The 16,918-nt window shown below is 44.9% G+C and carries 9 protein-coding genes; 3 read left to right on the top strand and 6 right to left on the bottom strand.

What is annotated here, in order from left to right:
* Positions 1-584: 584 nt before the first annotated feature.
* Both KIO97_RS10170 and angU read left to right on the top strand, forming a co-directional pair.
* Positions 585-3,461 carry a condensation domain-containing protein gene (locus tag KIO97_RS10170; RefSeq protein ID WP_285382320.1) on the top strand — a complete coding sequence of 959 codons (2,877 nt, stop codon included), beginning with the start codon at positions 585-587 and terminating at the stop codon, positions 3,459-3,461.
* A 116-nt stretch (positions 3,462-3,577) separates the two neighbouring features.
* Positions 3,578-4,903 (top strand): anguibactin biosynthesis histamine N-monooxygenase AngU, encoded by a 1,326-nt coding sequence (angU, locus tag KIO97_RS10175; RefSeq protein ID WP_285382321.1) that lies wholly within the window; start codon positions 3,578-3,580, stop codon positions 4,901-4,903.
* Between the two features lie 103 nt (positions 4,904-5,006).
* Here angU and KIO97_RS10180 read toward each other — a convergent pair whose 3' ends face one another.
* The 6 genes from KIO97_RS10180 to KIO97_RS10205 form a co-directional block, all read right to left on the bottom strand.
* Positions 5,007-5,771, bottom strand: a complete 765-nt coding sequence (locus KIO97_RS10180; protein WP_285382322.1) for a thioesterase II family protein — start codon at positions 5,769-5,771, stop codon at positions 5,007-5,009.
* Positions 5,772-5,773: 2 nt separating this feature from the next.
* Complete coding sequence (locus KIO97_RS10185) at positions 5,774-8,902, bottom strand: non-ribosomal peptide synthetase (RefSeq protein WP_050905364.1); 3,129 nt, start codon at positions 8,900-8,902, stop codon at positions 5,774-5,776.
* A 76-nt stretch (positions 8,903-8,978) separates the two neighbouring features.
* Positions 8,979-11,171, bottom strand: a complete 2,193-nt coding sequence (locus KIO97_RS10190) for a TonB-dependent siderophore receptor (RefSeq protein ID WP_050905363.1) — start codon at positions 11,169-11,171, stop codon at positions 8,979-8,981.
* Positions 11,172-11,309: 138 nt separating this feature from the next.
* Entirely contained in the window at positions 11,310-12,293 is a 984-nt protein-coding gene (locus tag KIO97_RS10195) for a siderophore ABC transporter substrate-binding protein (RefSeq protein WP_285382323.1), read from the bottom strand.
* Between the two features lie 56 nt (positions 12,294-12,349).
* Positions 12,350-13,303, bottom strand: coding sequence for an iron chelate uptake ABC transporter family permease subunit (locus tag KIO97_RS10200; RefSeq protein WP_285382324.1), 954 nt, complete (start codon positions 13,301-13,303; stop codon positions 12,350-12,352).
* Positions 13,300-14,244 carry an ABC transporter permease gene (locus tag KIO97_RS10205; RefSeq protein WP_285382326.1) on the bottom strand — a complete coding sequence of 315 codons (945 nt, stop codon included), beginning with the start codon at positions 14,242-14,244 and terminating at the stop codon, positions 13,300-13,302. Before KIO97_RS10205 ends, KIO97_RS10200 begins: the two co-directional genes overlap by 4 nt.
* Before the next feature lie 411 nt (positions 14,245-14,655).
* Here KIO97_RS10205 and KIO97_RS10210 point away from each other — a divergent pair, with 411 nt between their 5' ends.
* Entirely contained in the window at positions 14,656-16,791 is a 2,136-nt protein-coding gene (locus tag KIO97_RS10210) for a condensation domain-containing protein (RefSeq protein WP_285382327.1), read from the top strand.
* Positions 16,792-16,918: the final 127 nt, after the last annotated feature.

The raw sequence follows: 16,918 nt of genomic DNA on the forward strand, positions 1-16,918 counted from the left end.
GTTGAGTCTTATTTTCATGATTTAAAGTACAAGTGGCTGATGTACGAATAAACCTTAATCATTATTATTTATATGGTTTCTAAAGAAGAAATTATTGTATTTATAGAGTTGGTTATTTTTATTAAAAAATGAACAGTTAGCCTGCTAATGATTAAATTACTATTAGCGTAAAGGTTGCTTTATAGTGACTTTATTTTATCGACTGTCGTGCTCTTATTATTAATGTCAAAAGTAACAGTATAAAATAACAAGTCGCTATCTATTTATAGAGGTGAGTACGGTTATTTTTATACAGCATGGTTATTGCATTAAGAGTTAGAGATTAAGAGCACCAAACTATTTACGAAATATTGGTGTAATCAGAGTAAACCTCCTTATCAATCTTTCATATTATTTATATGTCAATCTATTTTTATTCCACTGGTGGCATAGATCACGCAGCAGGAACATTTAACGCACTGGATTCCTTCCTCAGCGAGGTATAAGGCTTATCTATATAATAATATTAACATTTTTGTTGTAAATGATTATTGTTTGCAAAATAATGGCGCCTTACCGATTGATTGTCAACAAAGTGAAAGCAGATGAGTGATTTAACACCAATGCAGGCTGCATGTTGGTTTGGAAGAAATGCGAACGCTAAACTTGGTGGCGTTGCGTCCCACCTTTATACCGAATTCGATGGCAAGAATATTAACCTTGAAAAACTTCACGCTGCTTTAATGAATTTATATAAACGGCATGAAATGTTGCGATTGAAGGTTGATAGCTCAGGTGCCTGTTCTATTATCGATGAGCCCAATGGAAACATTTTAGAGGTAGATGATTTCAGTCAATTATCGGCTGATAAATTAACTGATGCCTTGAATGAAAAAAGAAGCCAATGGGCACATCAAAAGCTTGATTTAACACAAGGACAAGCCGCAAAGTTCTCTGTGAGTTTATTACCTGATGATGGGTTTCGCTTTCATATTGATACCGATATGATTGCTATCGATCCAGACAGTTGTCGTATTTTAATCGAGGACTTAGCGACGTTTTATGAAGGCGGTGTATTTGATACGGACGATAAGCCGTCCTTTTTTGTGTGGCATGATCTCGCAAAAGAAGAGCCAGAACTCAAGCTACAGCGAAAAGTCGACCGAGCGTGGTGGAAAGCGCATTTAGAAAGTATTGCGCCAGCACCTTCCTTGCCGTTCCCTGAAGGCAACCCAAGTCAAATTACAAGTGAGCACTACTCCGCTTGGCTTGATTCTGAGCAGCGATCCACTCTGTTCTCTCTCGCAAAGCAATACAAAATCACGCCCGCTAATCTGATGCTAGGTTTGTTCGCAACAACCTTAGGCACGGCGACAGGCGATGAAGCTTTTAGGATTAACGTTCCAGTATTTTGGCGGCCACCAATAACGCAGGGTACAGAAAGGGTTGTCGGCGATTTCGTCAATTTTGTTGTGCTCAGTGTGGATATGACGCAGGCCGACACGCTGATCGATTTTTGCCACTCTGTCGCCGAAAAAATGGGGCCGTTACTTGGTCATAGCTTCTATGACGGTGTGAATGTGATGCGAGATCTTTCGTTGCATCATGGTAGTGCCCAGTTAGCGCCGGTTGTTTTTACTTCTGCTCTTGATTTACCGAGTGGTGATCTTTTCTCCCGCCGCGTCCATAAACATTTTGGCAAGATGAATTGGACTATCTCTCAAGGCTCTCAGGTTGCACTGGATTCACAAGTGGTGAGCATTGATGGTGGTGTCATGATTAATTGGGATGTCCGACAAGAAGCCCTACCAAAGGAATGGACACCTGCGATGTTTGATCACTTTGTGGCTCTCACCAAAAGCGTCATTTCTAACCCTAAATTATTGACCGCCTCGATGGGCAGTTTGCACTCAAAGCTCGTATGCCACTCTGACTTAACTGCGGAGCTGAGCTCGATGCAGCGGGCATATTTATTAGGTCGAACGACGCAGATGCCATTAGGCGGAGTTGCGATGCAGGAGCTCCTTGAATATCGAGGTACGCTTTCTCCAGTTGTTATCCGTCGCCGGCTATCTGAAATGGTTATCAGATACCCAAGCTTGAGAAAATATATTGATAGTAAATCACTCGAGCTGAAAGTTAGCCTATGCCCACAAGTGAACCTGACTTTGCATGATTTATCTTGCACAGAAAAAGACAGGGTAGAAAGTGAGTTAGCGCGCTTCAGACATGATTACAGCCACGCCATGTTTGATTTAGAGCGACCGCTATGGGATATCACAATGTTTGCGCTTCCGGATGGTATCACTCATGTGTTCGCGCGCTTTGATGCGTTAATCCTCGATGCTCGCTCTATTGCTGCGCTGTTGGTTGAGTTGTTTGAAGGTGAAGCGCCTTACTTACCGCATATTGAACCCGAGTCATCGACAGAAGACTCGAAAATTACTCGCCATAGAGACGAAAACTATTGGCTGGAAAAACTAAAGTCCGTCGATAAACCGATGCAATTCCCTTGGCATAAATCACTCGAATCGATCCCTTGTTCTCGTTACCAAAGACAGAGTCTTGAGATTGATAAAGAGACGGTGAAAAAGCTCGTCCGGGTGGGAGGCAAGCAGGGGCTTTACAAGAATACCATGATGATGTCAGCAGCTCTTGAGGCGATATCTTCGCATGTGAGTGATGGAAAGTTGTGCGTTGCGATTCCGGTGCTGCCAATGGTGAGCGCGACATACTCAAGTGAATCAAGTTTTATTGCTGTTCAATGGCAAGCGACACAAAACGATTATCTTCAGCGAGCCAAAAGCTTGCAAGCAGACACGTTAGAAGGGCTCGAACATCTCGCTTTTTCTGGGGTTGATCTGGCTCGTACTTTATTTGAACGATGTGGACCAGGGCCGACTCTGCCGATTGTGATAACAAATGGTTTATCGTGGCCAACGCTCAGTAAGAATGCTCCGATGCAACTTCAGCGTGGGCTGACACAAACTCCTCAAGTTGCAATGGATGTGCGTTTTGTTGCCATGGCTGGTGGCTCGATCATGTTCAGTGTTGACTATGCCAGCGAAGCCGTGGCGGACGAACAGGTGAAAATGATATTGGATCATATCGATATGACTTTCTGCCATATGGCTGAGACTTCTCTGTTTGAAACTGCCCCTGAGCAAACTCTAAAGCCTTTGGAGTCCAGAGTGATAGAGCTCTTCGATAGACCGCTCAGAGATTTGGCTGCTGAAGACTCAACCGAACAGATTATCTTTGATGTCTATTGCCAGGTGCTTGGTAAACCAGTGACTGATGAAACCAAAGAGAGCCTGCCTTTTTCCCAGTTGGGTTTGAGGCCTAACCATCTAAAACAAATCAGTACTGAATTAAATAAAGTGCTACGGGTGGAGTTGCCACCGATGCAGCTCATTCGCTGTAAAGATGCTGCGGAGGTAAAAGCGCTCGCTTTAACTGAGGGTTTCGAGGTCGTGACCTAACACATCATTGATTTAGTGGCATATTTTCTTCTGGGATGGTGGTGTTGACCTTGCCATTCCAGAGGTTTGCGCCTCCCACAATTCATAACGTTTTCATCTCATATCAAGGAGAAAAAGTGAATATAACAATAAAAGATATTGTCGGTATCGGAATAGGGCCATTTAACCTAGGGCTTGCTGCTTTAACTGCTCATCAACCTAAACTCGACACCGAGTTTATTGAGCGCCGGGATGGATTTAATTGGCACAGTGGTATGTTATTACCGGGTGCAACTTTACAGGTTCCTTTTTTGGCGGACCTGGTCACTATGGCCGATCCTACTCATCCGTTGAGCTATTTAAACTATCTCAAACAACATGATCGCTTGTACCAATTTTACTATTACGAAACGTTCCTTGTTCCGCGCAGCGAATATAACCATTACTGTCAATGGTCGGCTGAACAACTAGAAAACTGTACCTACAGTGAAAATGTTGTTGGTGTTGAATACTCTCAAGACAATGAGTGCTTTAAGGTTCAAAGCGAATCGACTGACGGTGGAATTAAAGAACGTTACAGTCGAAATCTAGCGATCGGTGTTGGTACTGCGCCTTGGCTACCGGAGTGGGCAAGCCATGCTGCTCACCCGTTGATTCAGCACTCTGCTAAATTTGCACACATGCGCGATGAGTTGGCTAAATGTAACAGCGTCACCGTGGTAGGTTCGGGCCAAAGTGCAGCGGAGTGTGTTCTCAACTTATATCGAGATTTGACTGATGAGCAGATCAAAGGCGGCGCGAGGGTTAATTGGGTAACTCGCTCTGCTGGCTTCCATCCGATGGAAGCATCTAAGTTGGGCCAAGAGTGCTTTACTCCAGCATACATGGACTATTTTCACACGCTTTCACGTGAGAAACGTCGAAACATCGTAGAAGGACAAGGGCAACTATATAAAGGGATAAGTGGGTATACCATCGCGGATGTCTTTGACTTACTTTATGAGCGTTCGATAGGAGGACGCGAGCCGGGACTGAATCTGTATTCCAACTGTCAGGTGAATGATATCGAGATGATAGAAGGCTCTGATGTCTTCACGGTGTCGTGTTATCAATCACAGCAGGAAAAAGCATTCACACTTCATACTAATGCTGTCATTTGTGCAACAGGTTACACGCATCAATGGCCAGCATGGTTGGAGGCACTGAAAGGATCGGTGTTAGCCGTGGATGAACATGGCGATTTGATTGTTGAATCGGACTTTTCTGCTCAACGTTGTGATCAGGGGATTGGACACGTCTTTGTCCAAAATCCAGAAGTCTTCCAACATGGCGTCGGCGGCCCCGACCTGGGGATTGGTGCTCATCGAAACGCTTCAATCATCAATACGGTGTTAGGCGAAGAAGTGTATCGTTTACCTAAGAAGTCGGCTTTCCAAACTTACGGCACTCCAGAGGCACATTGATTGGTTAATTGAAATAATAGGGCATGCAACCATTCAGATTGCATGCCCTTACTTGTCGTTATTTTGGCGTTGATGAGTCACGCCGCATTTAAGCGTAACTTTTTCAGATTTGAGGACATTTCAGTTCGTTCGAGAAAGCCCTTAGACAGTCGATCATCTTTTGAGCATTCTCAGTGATATAGAAATGAGACCCTTCGACAACAAGATGATCGCGCACTTCATTACACCAGAGTTTCCAATCATCTACTTCAGCAAAGTACGCTTCAGAATCACGATCTCCTGATATTAAAAGTGTTGGGACGGATAGTTTAGCCTGATCATCCGGTGCTGATGAGAACAGATACCTCTCCGTTGCAGCGAAATCCGCTCGTAAAGCAGGAAGAAAGATCGACCACCATTGTGGGTTATCGAGCAGACTGCGATCACATCCTCCCATCTCAACCAGATTCTCAAGGAAGGCTTGATCGTCACAGTCGCCTATCAATCTCCGCCCCCGAATATGAGGCGCTTGGCATCCAGATATCACCAAACCCTGCGGCGATTGGCCTAATTTAATAAGTTGCTTCGACGCTTCATACGCCACTTGCGCACCCATACTGTGGCCAATGATGACGGTCTTTTCGATTGGTAGGCTACTCGCTACTAGGGCTTGAACCAGCTCTCCGGCCAGTGATTCGATGGTCTCAATGCCGGGCTCGTCAATTCGCGCTTCTCTACCTGCATACACCACCACTGAAATGGATTCATTCGAGAGGTTGAGCTTACGCCAGCTCGTGAAGGTTCGGCTGCCACCTCCTGCGAAAGGGCACACTACATAATGTGTATCGCAATGTGCCTCAGAAGTTGCGATAGTCACTAGAGGACTCATGATCACGCTCCTTGAGGTGTTGTGATTTTACACCTATCCATTATGAGAGCGAACGCTTCGAGCGTGGGGTAACTATACAATACCGACAACTTGATCGGGTATCCCGCTTTGTGACAGCGTTGAACCAATTCCACTGCGCGATAAGCATCACCTCCAGATTGGAAAAAGTCACTGAGCTTATGGAATGTTTGTTGCCCGAGTACATCACCCCAAAGCTCTGCTATTTTAAGTTCGCTGGCAGAAACCAATGGCTTTTCTGAGTTCGAACATTGGCTTCTTTTACGACTTGTCATCTGAGCGAGTGCTTTATGATCAACTTTACCATTGGCGGTAAGAGGCAATGCATCAAGCAATAGGATACGTTGAGGCAACATGTATTTTGGCAATTGATCCTTCAACTGGCGTTGTATGTCCTCAGTATTCAGAGGTTTGGTTGCCGTTTGTGCTGAATCCGTGACAACAAAAGCGACGAGTGTCTTATCTTTTTTGCCTGCTGCCAATGCAACCGCTCGCTGCACTTGAGGAATCGTATTAAGTGCGGCTTCGATTTCACCTAGCTCAATGCGGTAGCCCCCGACTTTGACTTGTTTGTCTTGGCGTCCTAAAAATTCGAGCGTGCCATTCGGCCAGTAACACCCCATATCTCCTGTTCGATACCAAGGTTGGCCATCCAGTGTTAAAAATTGTGCTTGGGTTCTCGGCTCATCATTAAAATACCCGAGTGCTACGCCATCACCGCCAATCCAGAGCTCTCCGGGTACCCAATCAGGACAGTCTCTCCCCAGCTCGTCAACCACTCGATATTGCTGTCTTGGCAAAGGGTATCCGTAGGGGATAGAACGCCAGTCATTCGGGACTTGCTCAACATCGAATACGTTAGACCAAATCGACGCCTCGGTCGCCCCACCCATTGCGATGAATTTCCCATCAGATCGATACTGGCGATAACGAGCAGGAAGATCGAGCCCTATCCAGTCGCCTGACAGCATGGTTAACCTAAGACGAGAAGGGACCTTGGAATTAAAACACGTAGAGTAGGTTAAAAGCATATCGAAAAGGGCTGGAACGCTATTCCACATCGTGACGTTGTGATCTTCAACTGCTTTACACCAAGCACTTGGGTCTCTTCTGTCCGATTCATTTACTAACACAACCGCACCACCAGCGGACAATAAGCCGAAGATGTCATAGACAGAGAGATCGAAGTGAAGCGCTGAGAGAGCAAGCACACGATCATGATGGTTGACTTGGTAACGTTGATTCAGGGCGATACAGGTGTTGAGAGCACCTTGGTGAGAAATCACCACCCCTTTTGGTGTGCCTGTCGAGCCCGAAGTGTAAATGATATAAGCTGGCTGCTCTGGGTCTACTTCTGGAGACTTGTCCAGTGGGCTGCTTTCTATGGCGTCTTGCCATGTGAGGTAAGTGAAACCGTCGGTTGATGTGTCACCTGTCTCAGTCGCATCGTCGGTAATGACTACGTTGATGCCTGCGCCTAGATAAATGCCTTCACGCCTTTCCTTGGGTTGATCGAGAGAAACCGGCACATAAATAGCGCCTGCATACAAAATGCCCAAGACCGCGACAATCTGGCCAATACCTTTATCCATGCTTATCGCGACACGATCTCCCGGTTCAACGCCTGCTAGTGTCAATGTCTTAGCGCAACGTTCTGCGTAGTCTGCCAGCGTTTGGTAATTGAGTGAAATTTGGTCGTGGATAACTGCCGTAGCATTAGGGAAGCGCTCGGCGTTTTCCCAGAAACCATGATGGAGTAAACCTTCTGGCAGAGGTTGGTTATCTTGGTTGTTGATAGCACGACGCACCGAGATTTGATTTTTAGGCAGCGATACGGGTAAAGGTTGATTCCAGTGACTCTCCGCTTGGCTGAGATGCTCGAGCAGTTCGGAGAAGGTGCACAGCATATCTTGTATCATGTCTGATGGGAAAAGGGCATCCTGACTGTCCCAATGCAATTCGAGCCCATTTTGTGAAATAGTGGCATGCAGGGAGAGCCATGTATTTGCTGATTGGTAACAGCCCCATACTGGTTTTTGATTGACGGTTGATAGCTGACTAGAAAAAGCGATGTTGGCTGGATAGCGATGGGATTCTGAAAGCTTTGCTAATTGTTGGACAAGTGGGAAAATCGCCATGGTTGGAAACGATTGTGCTTGTTCGAAGTGGCTTTGGTTCTCTTTTACAAGCGAAACAAAACGCTGATTGATTCCCGATAGGCTGACCAATAGCGGCTGAGTAAATTGGCCCATAACATCAAGGTGAGCTGTGTTTTTATGGCAATCAAATCTTAACATCATCTCTCTCTGTTGCCCCCACAGGGAGAGTACTGCGGCGAACACGCTCGCTAATGTCAGTTCTGATGTAACCTCATAGGCTTGGCTGTATTTGACTATCCGATGCCATTTGTCTGTTGGCAACGTTAATGCTCGCCTTGTTACGCCTGTTTCAATCAGCTTCTCCGGTTCACAAAGCGTTGGGACATTAGCGGAACTTGGTAGATTGAGTAAATGTTCTTCCCAGTCGTTACTGCTGTTCGATGGTATCTTGACCAACTCACGATCTACCAACTGTTGATGCGATACGAATACTTGCTCCTCAGTAGCAAAGCTCAGACTTGTGCCCTGTAACATTTGAGCAAGTTGTTCAAAAAACAGCATCACACTTGGCATATCGACGACAACAGAGTTGAAACGAGCGTGCAGCCTGATGGTATTTGATGGCAAAAGGCTCACGACCAAGTAAACCGTTGCGGACGAACGGCTTGTTGTCAGTTCAGTGCGGGCGTGCTTCAGCTTCTCAATAGCCTCTTCTTCAGAAACGGAGGTTAAGTCATTAACGGCGAACGCATCTAAATGATGCTTGTTAGATTTTTGGAGGAAGAAATCGTCGCTGATAGTGGCCTTAAGCATCGGGTGATGGTTAATTAAAACCTCTAGGCAAGGTTTAAAGGTGTCCCAAGATGTATTTGTGTAATCAAATTCTTGATAGATAAAATTAGCTATCGACCTCTGTTCGCTGCGCTGCCTTTGAGTGGATAGCAACCAGCTTTGATATGAGGTTAAAGGTAATGCTGCCTCTTGGTGGAAAGGTGATGGTTCGCTTTGTTTCATTGTGAACTCTCTTAAAAAGCCAAGCAGAAAAGAAAAAAGCCCTTAGTCAGATGGCTAAGGGCGTAAGAGGATAGGACTAGAAATCCGCAGTGGCTGATAACATCACTGTGCGAGGAGCACCTAGCGCAAGGGTGGCGTAATGTGTGCTTGTCCAGTAGTCTTCATCGGTCACGTTATTGACGTTAAGACGCCAAACGACGTTGGTTTCTGCGATGGTGGAATTGTATCGAGCACCAAGGTCAAAAATCGTCTGTGCTGATAATGATTGCGTGTTCTGTGCATCAATATATTGCTCAGACATGTAGTTAGCTTGGCCAATAAGTGTGAGATCGCGCATCGCAGGTAAGTTCCACTCCAGTGCGAGCTTCGCTTGGAATTTTGGTTGCTTAGTCGCTTGTTTACCTTCAGTCGTCACGTCGGTTGCTTTGGTAATTTCGGCATCGGTGTATGCAACGCCACCTGTTAGTGTGTAGTCTTCAAGTACGGTACCGTAGAAGCCCCATTCAGCACCACGGTTACGTTGCTCACCGCCAAATGAATAGATATCAGTGACAGGATCTTGATATCCATTTGGCTTTTTGATCTCGAACAGGCTGAAGGTATGGGCAAAGTCGTCAAGATCAAGTTTTAGCCCGGCTTCGATTTGTTTGGTTTTCTGCGGCGCAAATGCCTCTCCCACGTTCTTAGAGCCTCTTGGTGCTGTTCTACCGTTGGTTAAGCCTTCGATGTAGTTACCGTATAGTGAGGCAGAGCTCGATACTTTGTACAACAAGGCGACGGAAGGGGTAACTGCGCTTTCTTTTAGTTTTGTGGTTGGCAATGACATACCATTCATAACGATACCGGATTCAAAGTCGATGCTTTGACGACGAACGCCGAGTGTTAGTTGGTAGGTGCCATCAGCAAAAGAGAGTGTGTCTGCGATTCCATAGCTCTCGAGAGTCGAATCAACCGGTAATTGGTAGTAATTGTCATAACCTGAAGGTGCTGGGCCCCAAACTGGATCGTAGATATTCGTTTTCCAAGACTCAGGCGCGTTGTTTCCGGCTGGTGCGTCGTGTTTATCCTCTCTAAAGTAAGTACGATTCAGTACCAGGTAGTGTTCAACTGGTCCTGTATCAAATTCACTACGAACCCCAACATCTTCTGATGTACGTTTACTGTTTAACTTTACTGCGCCTTGAGAGACTTCAAGCGTGCCTGAGTTATCAATAATTTTGATTCTTTGTGGAACATTGGAATCGAAATCAGTTCGACTGCCTCCAAGAGCGGTATAGAACGTGACAGAGTCAGTTACATCGAATTCGCCACGAATCATTATGCCTCTATCTTTACTGTCGTTGTATGCCCAGTCTGGCGCTAAAAGAGTGTCGGATGAAGGTGGTGGTGGAACTTTCACGCCGGGAGCGATGCTTAGGCCTCGGTTCGCGCCATCAACTCGCTCAGTGCTGTAATAAAAATCGGCTTCTACGAGGGCAATATTGTTGCGCCAGTCCAGGTTCAATGCAGCGAGCTGCGTTTTACTGCTCTGATGGTTCACCGCTGTGTCACCATCTTTAAATGCCCCGTTGAAACGCACGCCAAATTGATCATTCGCTCCAAAACGACGGCCGATGTCGATGTGTCCACCGAATTGGGCGTCAGATAAGTAGTTAAGCGTAAAGGCAGTGGTTGGTGTTTCAGCTGCGCGCTTGGTGACAAGATTAACAGAGCCTCCAACGGAGCCGTTTGGAGCCATACCATTGAGAAGTGCAGATGGGCCTTTTAGTACATCAACACGCTGAAACATCTCTGGGCTAACACGGTAATAAGGTGCAATGCCGTAAAGACCATTAAACATGACATCGCCGACATCGAGGTTAAATCCTCGTACTTTAAAGCTTTCTTTATTTAACCCTGTTTCGCCGCTTGTGAAAACGGATGGATCCGTCGCTGAGATCACGTCCGAAATATCTTGGGCTTGTACGTCTTGAATTTGTTTGTCCGTGTACCCGAGCGCATTGAACGGTGTCTCGAGAAAGTCTTTGTCGCCTAGCATACCTAGGCTGCTTTCGGTTGAGATTTTACCAGCAGCATAGCCTTTATTGGCTTCGCCAAATACCGTCATGGACTCGTCTGATTCGATTTCATCGGCATGTGCAAGATTAATTGGTAGTGCAGACACACCAAGTTGAAGCGCGATGACGAGTGCAACGCGACTTGGGCTTAGCGTTCCGTTAAGTACCTTTTTTGAAGAATTCGCTGCTATCTGATGATAGTTATAAGTCATTATTATTTCCTTGTTCTTACTTTGGCTGGCTCACATCCGTCCTGACGCCAGAGACGGCTTTAAACGTTGGGCTACTTACGGCCCAACTTATTGTTGTAAAGCGGTTAATTATTTAGATATTCGTTACAAAACGATTTGCTATAAGGCCGAGCTTTCGTAACCTTTGATGATGTCGTCAATGACAATTTTTAGGGACGTCACACTGGCAGAAGTGATGTACCAAGCATCTGGATCAACAAAAACGACGTGACCGTTTTTCCATGCCTTTGTTTGGCGAAGGAGTGGGTTTGCCAAATGTTCTGCATCTATTATTGGCTTTCCTTGCATCACTGCGGTTCTGTCGATGATGTAAAGAATGTCTGGGTTGGCTTGGCTAATAAATTCGCTGGAAATCGGCTGACCATGCAAGCTGGTTTCGACTTTCTCACTTGCTGGTTTTACGCCCAATACATCGAAGACAAAACCATATCGAGATTCGACACCAAATGAACTGAAGGCTCCGTTGTTGTGCATCACCACCAGGGCTTTCTCTGGACGCTCCGTGGTGACAGCTCGAACCTCTGCAACTTTGGCATCTATTTCTGCAACCTTCTGCCGTGCTAGCTCTTGTTTGCCGAAGATTTCCCCTAAATCAACAAGGTGCTTTTTGATAATATCAACGTGATGACTGCGGCTATTGCGATAATCGATGTCAAAATGCAGAGTCGGCGCCAGTTGGGATAGATCTTCATATTGAGTGGTGTGAAGTGGCGTCATTAATACAAGGTCAGGCTTTAAAGCGTAGACCTTTTCCATGTTTGGCTGAACGATTGCTCCTAGGTCGACGATTTCCGGCGAGTCTTTGTATTTCTCTAGGAAGTGAGGGATAAAGTCTTTGACCATTCCCGCAATTGGAACATTTAACTGATCTAAAAAGTCTACCTCGTTCATGTCTAGTGCCGCTACTCGTTGCGGACGGTTTGAAATTACGGTCTCACCAAGGTTGTGTTCGATCACGATTGGAGTATCGAGTGGCTGGGCGGCTTGAGTCTTAGCAATGGCGGCAGTGGGCTCGCAAGCCGTCAATACACCAAGAGAACAGCAAGCAAGAGCGACACTCAAGCTTAGAGTGCTTTTAAACATGAGACATTTCCTTTTGTTGTCGTTAGATTGCCTTTTCAAAGGCGAGTTACAGTCTTTTAAATCTGGCTTCTAGCTCTGATTGTGATGGCGAGAAAATACCCACCACAAAGCACGTTGACCAAGATAGAGACGGTGGTTTTATAGTTAAATAGATGCTCGACCATGAGCTGTCCCGTCAGAAACATGATGATGGCAATAGCACAAGCCGCCCACAGTACCTGCCCATAACTCGATGATCTGGAAGTTGAATAAGCGATGTTGGCGATGAAAATCCCCATAAATGCGGTAGGGCCAATTAAACTGGTCGAAATAGCGACGAGTATTGCAATGACAGCAAAATATTTTGGAATGTAGTGCTTATCGCTAAGGCCTAATGACATTGCTTGGTCTCGGCCAAGTCCAATGACGTCTAATTCACGAGACCATCGTTTTACAAAGAATGCGAATGCGCTTAACACCGTGCACGCGAAGAGCAGGGTAGAAGGTTTTGCTCTTTCAAATGACGTATAGCTAAGCCCTTGAAGTATCGAAAACTCACCAGGACTGATTCTAAGTTGGACGAACTGGGCGATGGTTGTCAGAACCATCGTGAGCACAAAGCCAATCAAAAGCACTTGGTGCATATCACGTTGAAATTTCTTGAGAACCCAGAATTGAATCGCAAATGAGTACATAAGGATCAGCAGTGTTGATATAGCGAAATTACCGACGACACCAAGCGCTGCGCTTCCTGCTGTTCCTGCAATTAACAATAGTAGGGACTGCCATACGAGGTAAACAGACTCATACCCCATGATTGAGGGTGTTAAAATTCGGTTGCCGACTAAAGCTTGAAAAATAACTGCGGAAATGGCAACACAGCTGCCACCCACAAAGATCGCCCCGAGCTTAATGAGCCTTTTCGGAATGATGTAATCAAAATCCAATCCGGAGTTAGCGAAAACAAAAGTCATAGATAGAATGCTCAACAGCACCATCGTGACAACTGCGTTTGTGTTAAGAGCTTTCATACACGTGCTCCTTTAAGGAGCAATACCAGAAATAGGGTGCCACCAATCGCACTCGCGGTAAGGCCGATCGGAACCTCAAAAGGAAAGACCACGAGCCTGCTTATCACATCGCAAAAAATAAGCAGTGATGCGCCACCCAAAGCCACGATTGGTAATGTGTTTTTCAGGTGATCGCCATATTTTAATGCGACAAGGTTTGGGATCACTAAACCGACAAAATGAATTGCTCCGACGGTCACGACGGTCACAGCAACGGTCACGGAAACCAACATCAGGCCTAACGCTGCCGTTGTTGCGAAGTTAATGCCCAAGTTAGATGCTGCATCTTCTCCCATGCCCATGACGGTAAATTTATTCGCGTAGAAGTAGGTCAACAGAGTCGTGGGTAAGATCAAGTAAATGATCTCGTAGTGTTCCTGTACGACCTTAGAAAAGTCGCCCATTAACCAGCCAGACATGCTTTGAAGAACGTTATTTTGATAAGCGTAAAATTCAGCGATTGCACTCAATACGCTGCCGAACATCAGTCCAATGACTGGGACCAATGCTGAATTGCTGAATTTAATTTTTCGTACGATCGCGATGTAAATGAGCCCTGCGGCAAAGCAAAATACAACAGCGAAAATCATGCGCTCAAGCTTGTCTGAATTTGGCAGCATGACGATGGACACCAAAATACCAAGCTTGGCAGCATCTAGGCCGCCAGTAGTCCCAGGCTCTACAAAACGGTTTCTGACGATGTGTTGTAATATGACGCCGCATATCGCCAAGCCGGCCCCTGTTAGAATCAACGCAACCAACCTCGGAAGTCTACTAGAAGTAATAGGCAACCAAGCAATTTCGTCCATTTTCAGCAGTAGTGGCCAATCAATTGGATTGGCGCCAATAAAAATGGAAACGATGCACAATAAAAAGAAAACAAAGATGATTTTAGCGTTCATACGGCATGTAGTCCGAAATAAATAAGAGACGAGTGCCTTTCAATTTTTTTGAATGGAAATAATAGTATGAGATACGAATAAAATAATATTCCACGTCCGTATTGATTAGGGGTTAGGAATACAAAGACGCCTTTTTTATTGCTGGATAGTAAGGTCACAACTTCACTCTCAAAAAGCCTTTATCGGCAATTAAAACTGAGATCTATAATTAGATTTCCCATCAATAGGCTAAAAGAATGAGTGAAAGAATTTGTGTCTTTAACTCAGGCTTATTATTAGCTTGACGTAAAATGCAAATCTAAATGATAATTAATCCTATCATTATTGTATCGAGTTCGTATACAGTAAAATACATAAACTTGAAAAAATATTTTCCTGCCTATTGAGCGGTTAAAAAAGAGTCAGAATTATATGTACAACGTCACAGAAGAAACTAAAAAGCGATTACCAATCACCGACGCTGAAGAAACAATATGGATGCAGCAGCTTCAAGAACCAGAAAGCATCTCATGGTTGTTTAATTGCTATATTATTGATAGTAATGGCAAAAACTGGCTTATTGAAGAGGCATTTAAAAAGCTCGCTATCGAAGATTATGAGCTCAATTTGCGCTATGGATTTTCTGAAGAATTTGAGCTGGAAAAATGGCTCGATGCAGAAGGCGAGCAGATAAGCAGTATTATACAAATTCCAAAAAAACAACTCTCAGGTCTAATTGAAACCCTGAAAACGACACCGTGGCAACCTGAACATCAATCTCCATTTAGATTAGTTATCGTAGAAACAGAGCAAGAAAAGTTCGTATTTATCGTCAGCCATCCTATAATTGAAAATCAATTAAGTGACTTTAATGTCATTAATTTTCTCAAGAGTAACTATGACTTGTTGAATAAGGATTCTTTGGTAAGCAGCTTAGTTTTTCAAGAAGTCGATTTATCTGAGTTTAATTGTCATAGTGGTTCTAATGATAATATTAAAGATATAATTTTGACTGAGTTTAGAACGAGCCTTGATGACTCTAGTGTTGAATTAGATGACGACTTTTTTGAAGTCGGTGGACATTCTCTGTTGGCCACGCGAATTATCGGTAACTTGATGAACAATCATGGTATCGAAATCAGCTTTAATGATTTTTTCAAATTCCCAAGTGCTGAAGCGCTTGCCGAATGTGCTTCGTTAAATCAGTCTGCCTCAAATTTCATTCTTGAAGAAGAGGGTATCTCACAACGCTCAATATCGGATGAGGGCGCGCCACTGTCATTTGCGCAAGCGTTCCTTTGGGATGCACACATTGCCACCGGGAAATGTGCGATCTTCAATTTGCCATTTGCCATGCGTTTTGATGCGGAGGTTGATGAGGAGGCATTTAAACTCGCATTTCTAGATCTGTTGATTCGTCATACTGGGCTAAGAACGCTATTCGTTGATATGGACGGTGGAGCCGTTCAGCGTGTGATTCAAAAACAGGATCTTTCAAGCTATGTATGGTTCTGGAACAGCTCAGAGGCGGGTGACGCAAGCTTGAAATCCGAAGCGGCTTACGTTTTTGATTTAGGTAAAGAGTTACCTCTACGAGTTCGCTTCTTTAAAGATGATCAGACTGGTCAACAAGTTCTTTCTTTCCTTATTCATCATATGGTGATTGATGAATGGTCATTGAATAATCTGATGCCGGAACTTTCTAAAGCTTATTTAGCACGTGTTCAAGGTTTAGAGCCTACGTGGGATAAACCGGCGAATTCTATTCATGATTATGCCACTATTCAAAGGGAGCGTGGCGTCAATGCAGTGGACCTTGCTTACTGGGTTGAACGATTACAAGGTGCGACTCGCGGGTTGGATTTAGCCACGTCAGATGTTGGTCAGCTGCCTGCGGATATCAATCCAATTGAAGCTAACTGGTTGGAAATTGATTTAGGTACGCATGCGCATGACGTTGTCTCTTCGATCTCAAGAGAGCAAAACTCGTCGATTTTTAGTGTCGTATACTCGGCAATTGCTCAAGCCCTCCACGAAGCCGGCAATTTAAAAGATCTTGTGATTGGTACATCTGCATCTGGACGAGACGAGGCGAAGTATTTCGATTCGGTAGGGTACTTTACGACCATGGTTGCGCACCGTGTGATGTTTAAACCTGAACAGTCCTTTGTTGAATTGGTTCAAGAGGTCACTCAAACCATTAATGACTCGATGCCACATGCAACGGTTCCTATCGATAGAGTACAGCGGGAACTTGGTTTAGATCCTAAAGATGGACTTATGTTCGACGTTTACGCTCAAATTCATGCAGATAATGCACTATACGGCGCTTTGGAACAGCCTGATGGTGATTCAATTGCGTACCAGCAAATTCTACCGAATAAAACTGAGTCGCTATTTGGCTTGCACTTCGAGATGATGGAGAATGTTGTCGATGGTGAACGAACCTTACGCTTAATCGTGACTTATCAGACCGCACGTTACAGTGCTGAACAAATAGCAAGTATTGGTCAGAAAATGAAAGACCTTCTAACCAATCAAACTGTGTTTAAGCATGAATTAGCCTAGATCCAGCGATAGCAACAATAACTTGTAGAACCAATTACCAGTGTAACCAATGGCCATTGGAGCTTAGAAGGTTGTTGTTGCTTATCTAGCGCTGAAATGGGAACTGGGCTGATGTAGGCCTAGTTCC

This window comes from Vibrio sp. B181a (assembly GCF_030248375.1).
In the GTDB taxonomy this organism is placed as follows: domain Bacteria; phylum Pseudomonadota; class Gammaproteobacteria; order Enterobacterales; family Vibrionaceae; genus Vibrio; species Vibrio campbellii.

What these genes read in the sequence shown, in the direction of transcription:
- KIO97_RS10200 (WP_285382324.1), bottom strand. Translation starts at nt 13,303, where the DNA reads ATGAAAGCTCTTAACACAAACGCAGTTGTCACGATGGTGCTGTTGAGC.
- KIO97_RS10205 (WP_285382326.1), bottom strand. Translation starts at nt 14,244, where the DNA reads ATGAACGCTAAAATCATCTTTGTTTTCTTTTTATTGTGCATCGTTTCC.
- KIO97_RS10190 (WP_050905363.1), bottom strand. Translation starts at nt 11,171, where the DNA reads ATGACTTATAACTATCATCAGATAGCAGCGAATTCTTCAAAAAAGGTA.
- KIO97_RS10170 (WP_285382320.1), top strand. Translation starts at nt 585, where the DNA reads ATGAGTGATTTAACACCAATGCAGGCTGCATGTTGGTTTGGAAGAAAT.
- KIO97_RS10210 (WP_285382327.1), top strand. Translation starts at nt 14,656, where the DNA reads ATGTACAACGTCACAGAAGAAACTAAAAAGCGATTACCAATCACCGAC.
- KIO97_RS10185 (WP_050905364.1), bottom strand. Translation starts at nt 8,902, where the DNA reads ATGAAACAAAGCGAACCATCACCTTTCCACCAAGAGGCAGCATTACCT.
- KIO97_RS10180 (WP_285382322.1), bottom strand. Translation starts at nt 5,771, where the DNA reads ATGAGTCCTCTAGTGACTATCGCAACTTCTGAGGCACATTGCGATACA.
- KIO97_RS10195 (WP_285382323.1), bottom strand. Translation starts at nt 12,293, where the DNA reads ATGTTTAAAAGCACTCTAAGCTTGAGTGTCGCTCTTGCTTGCTGTTCT.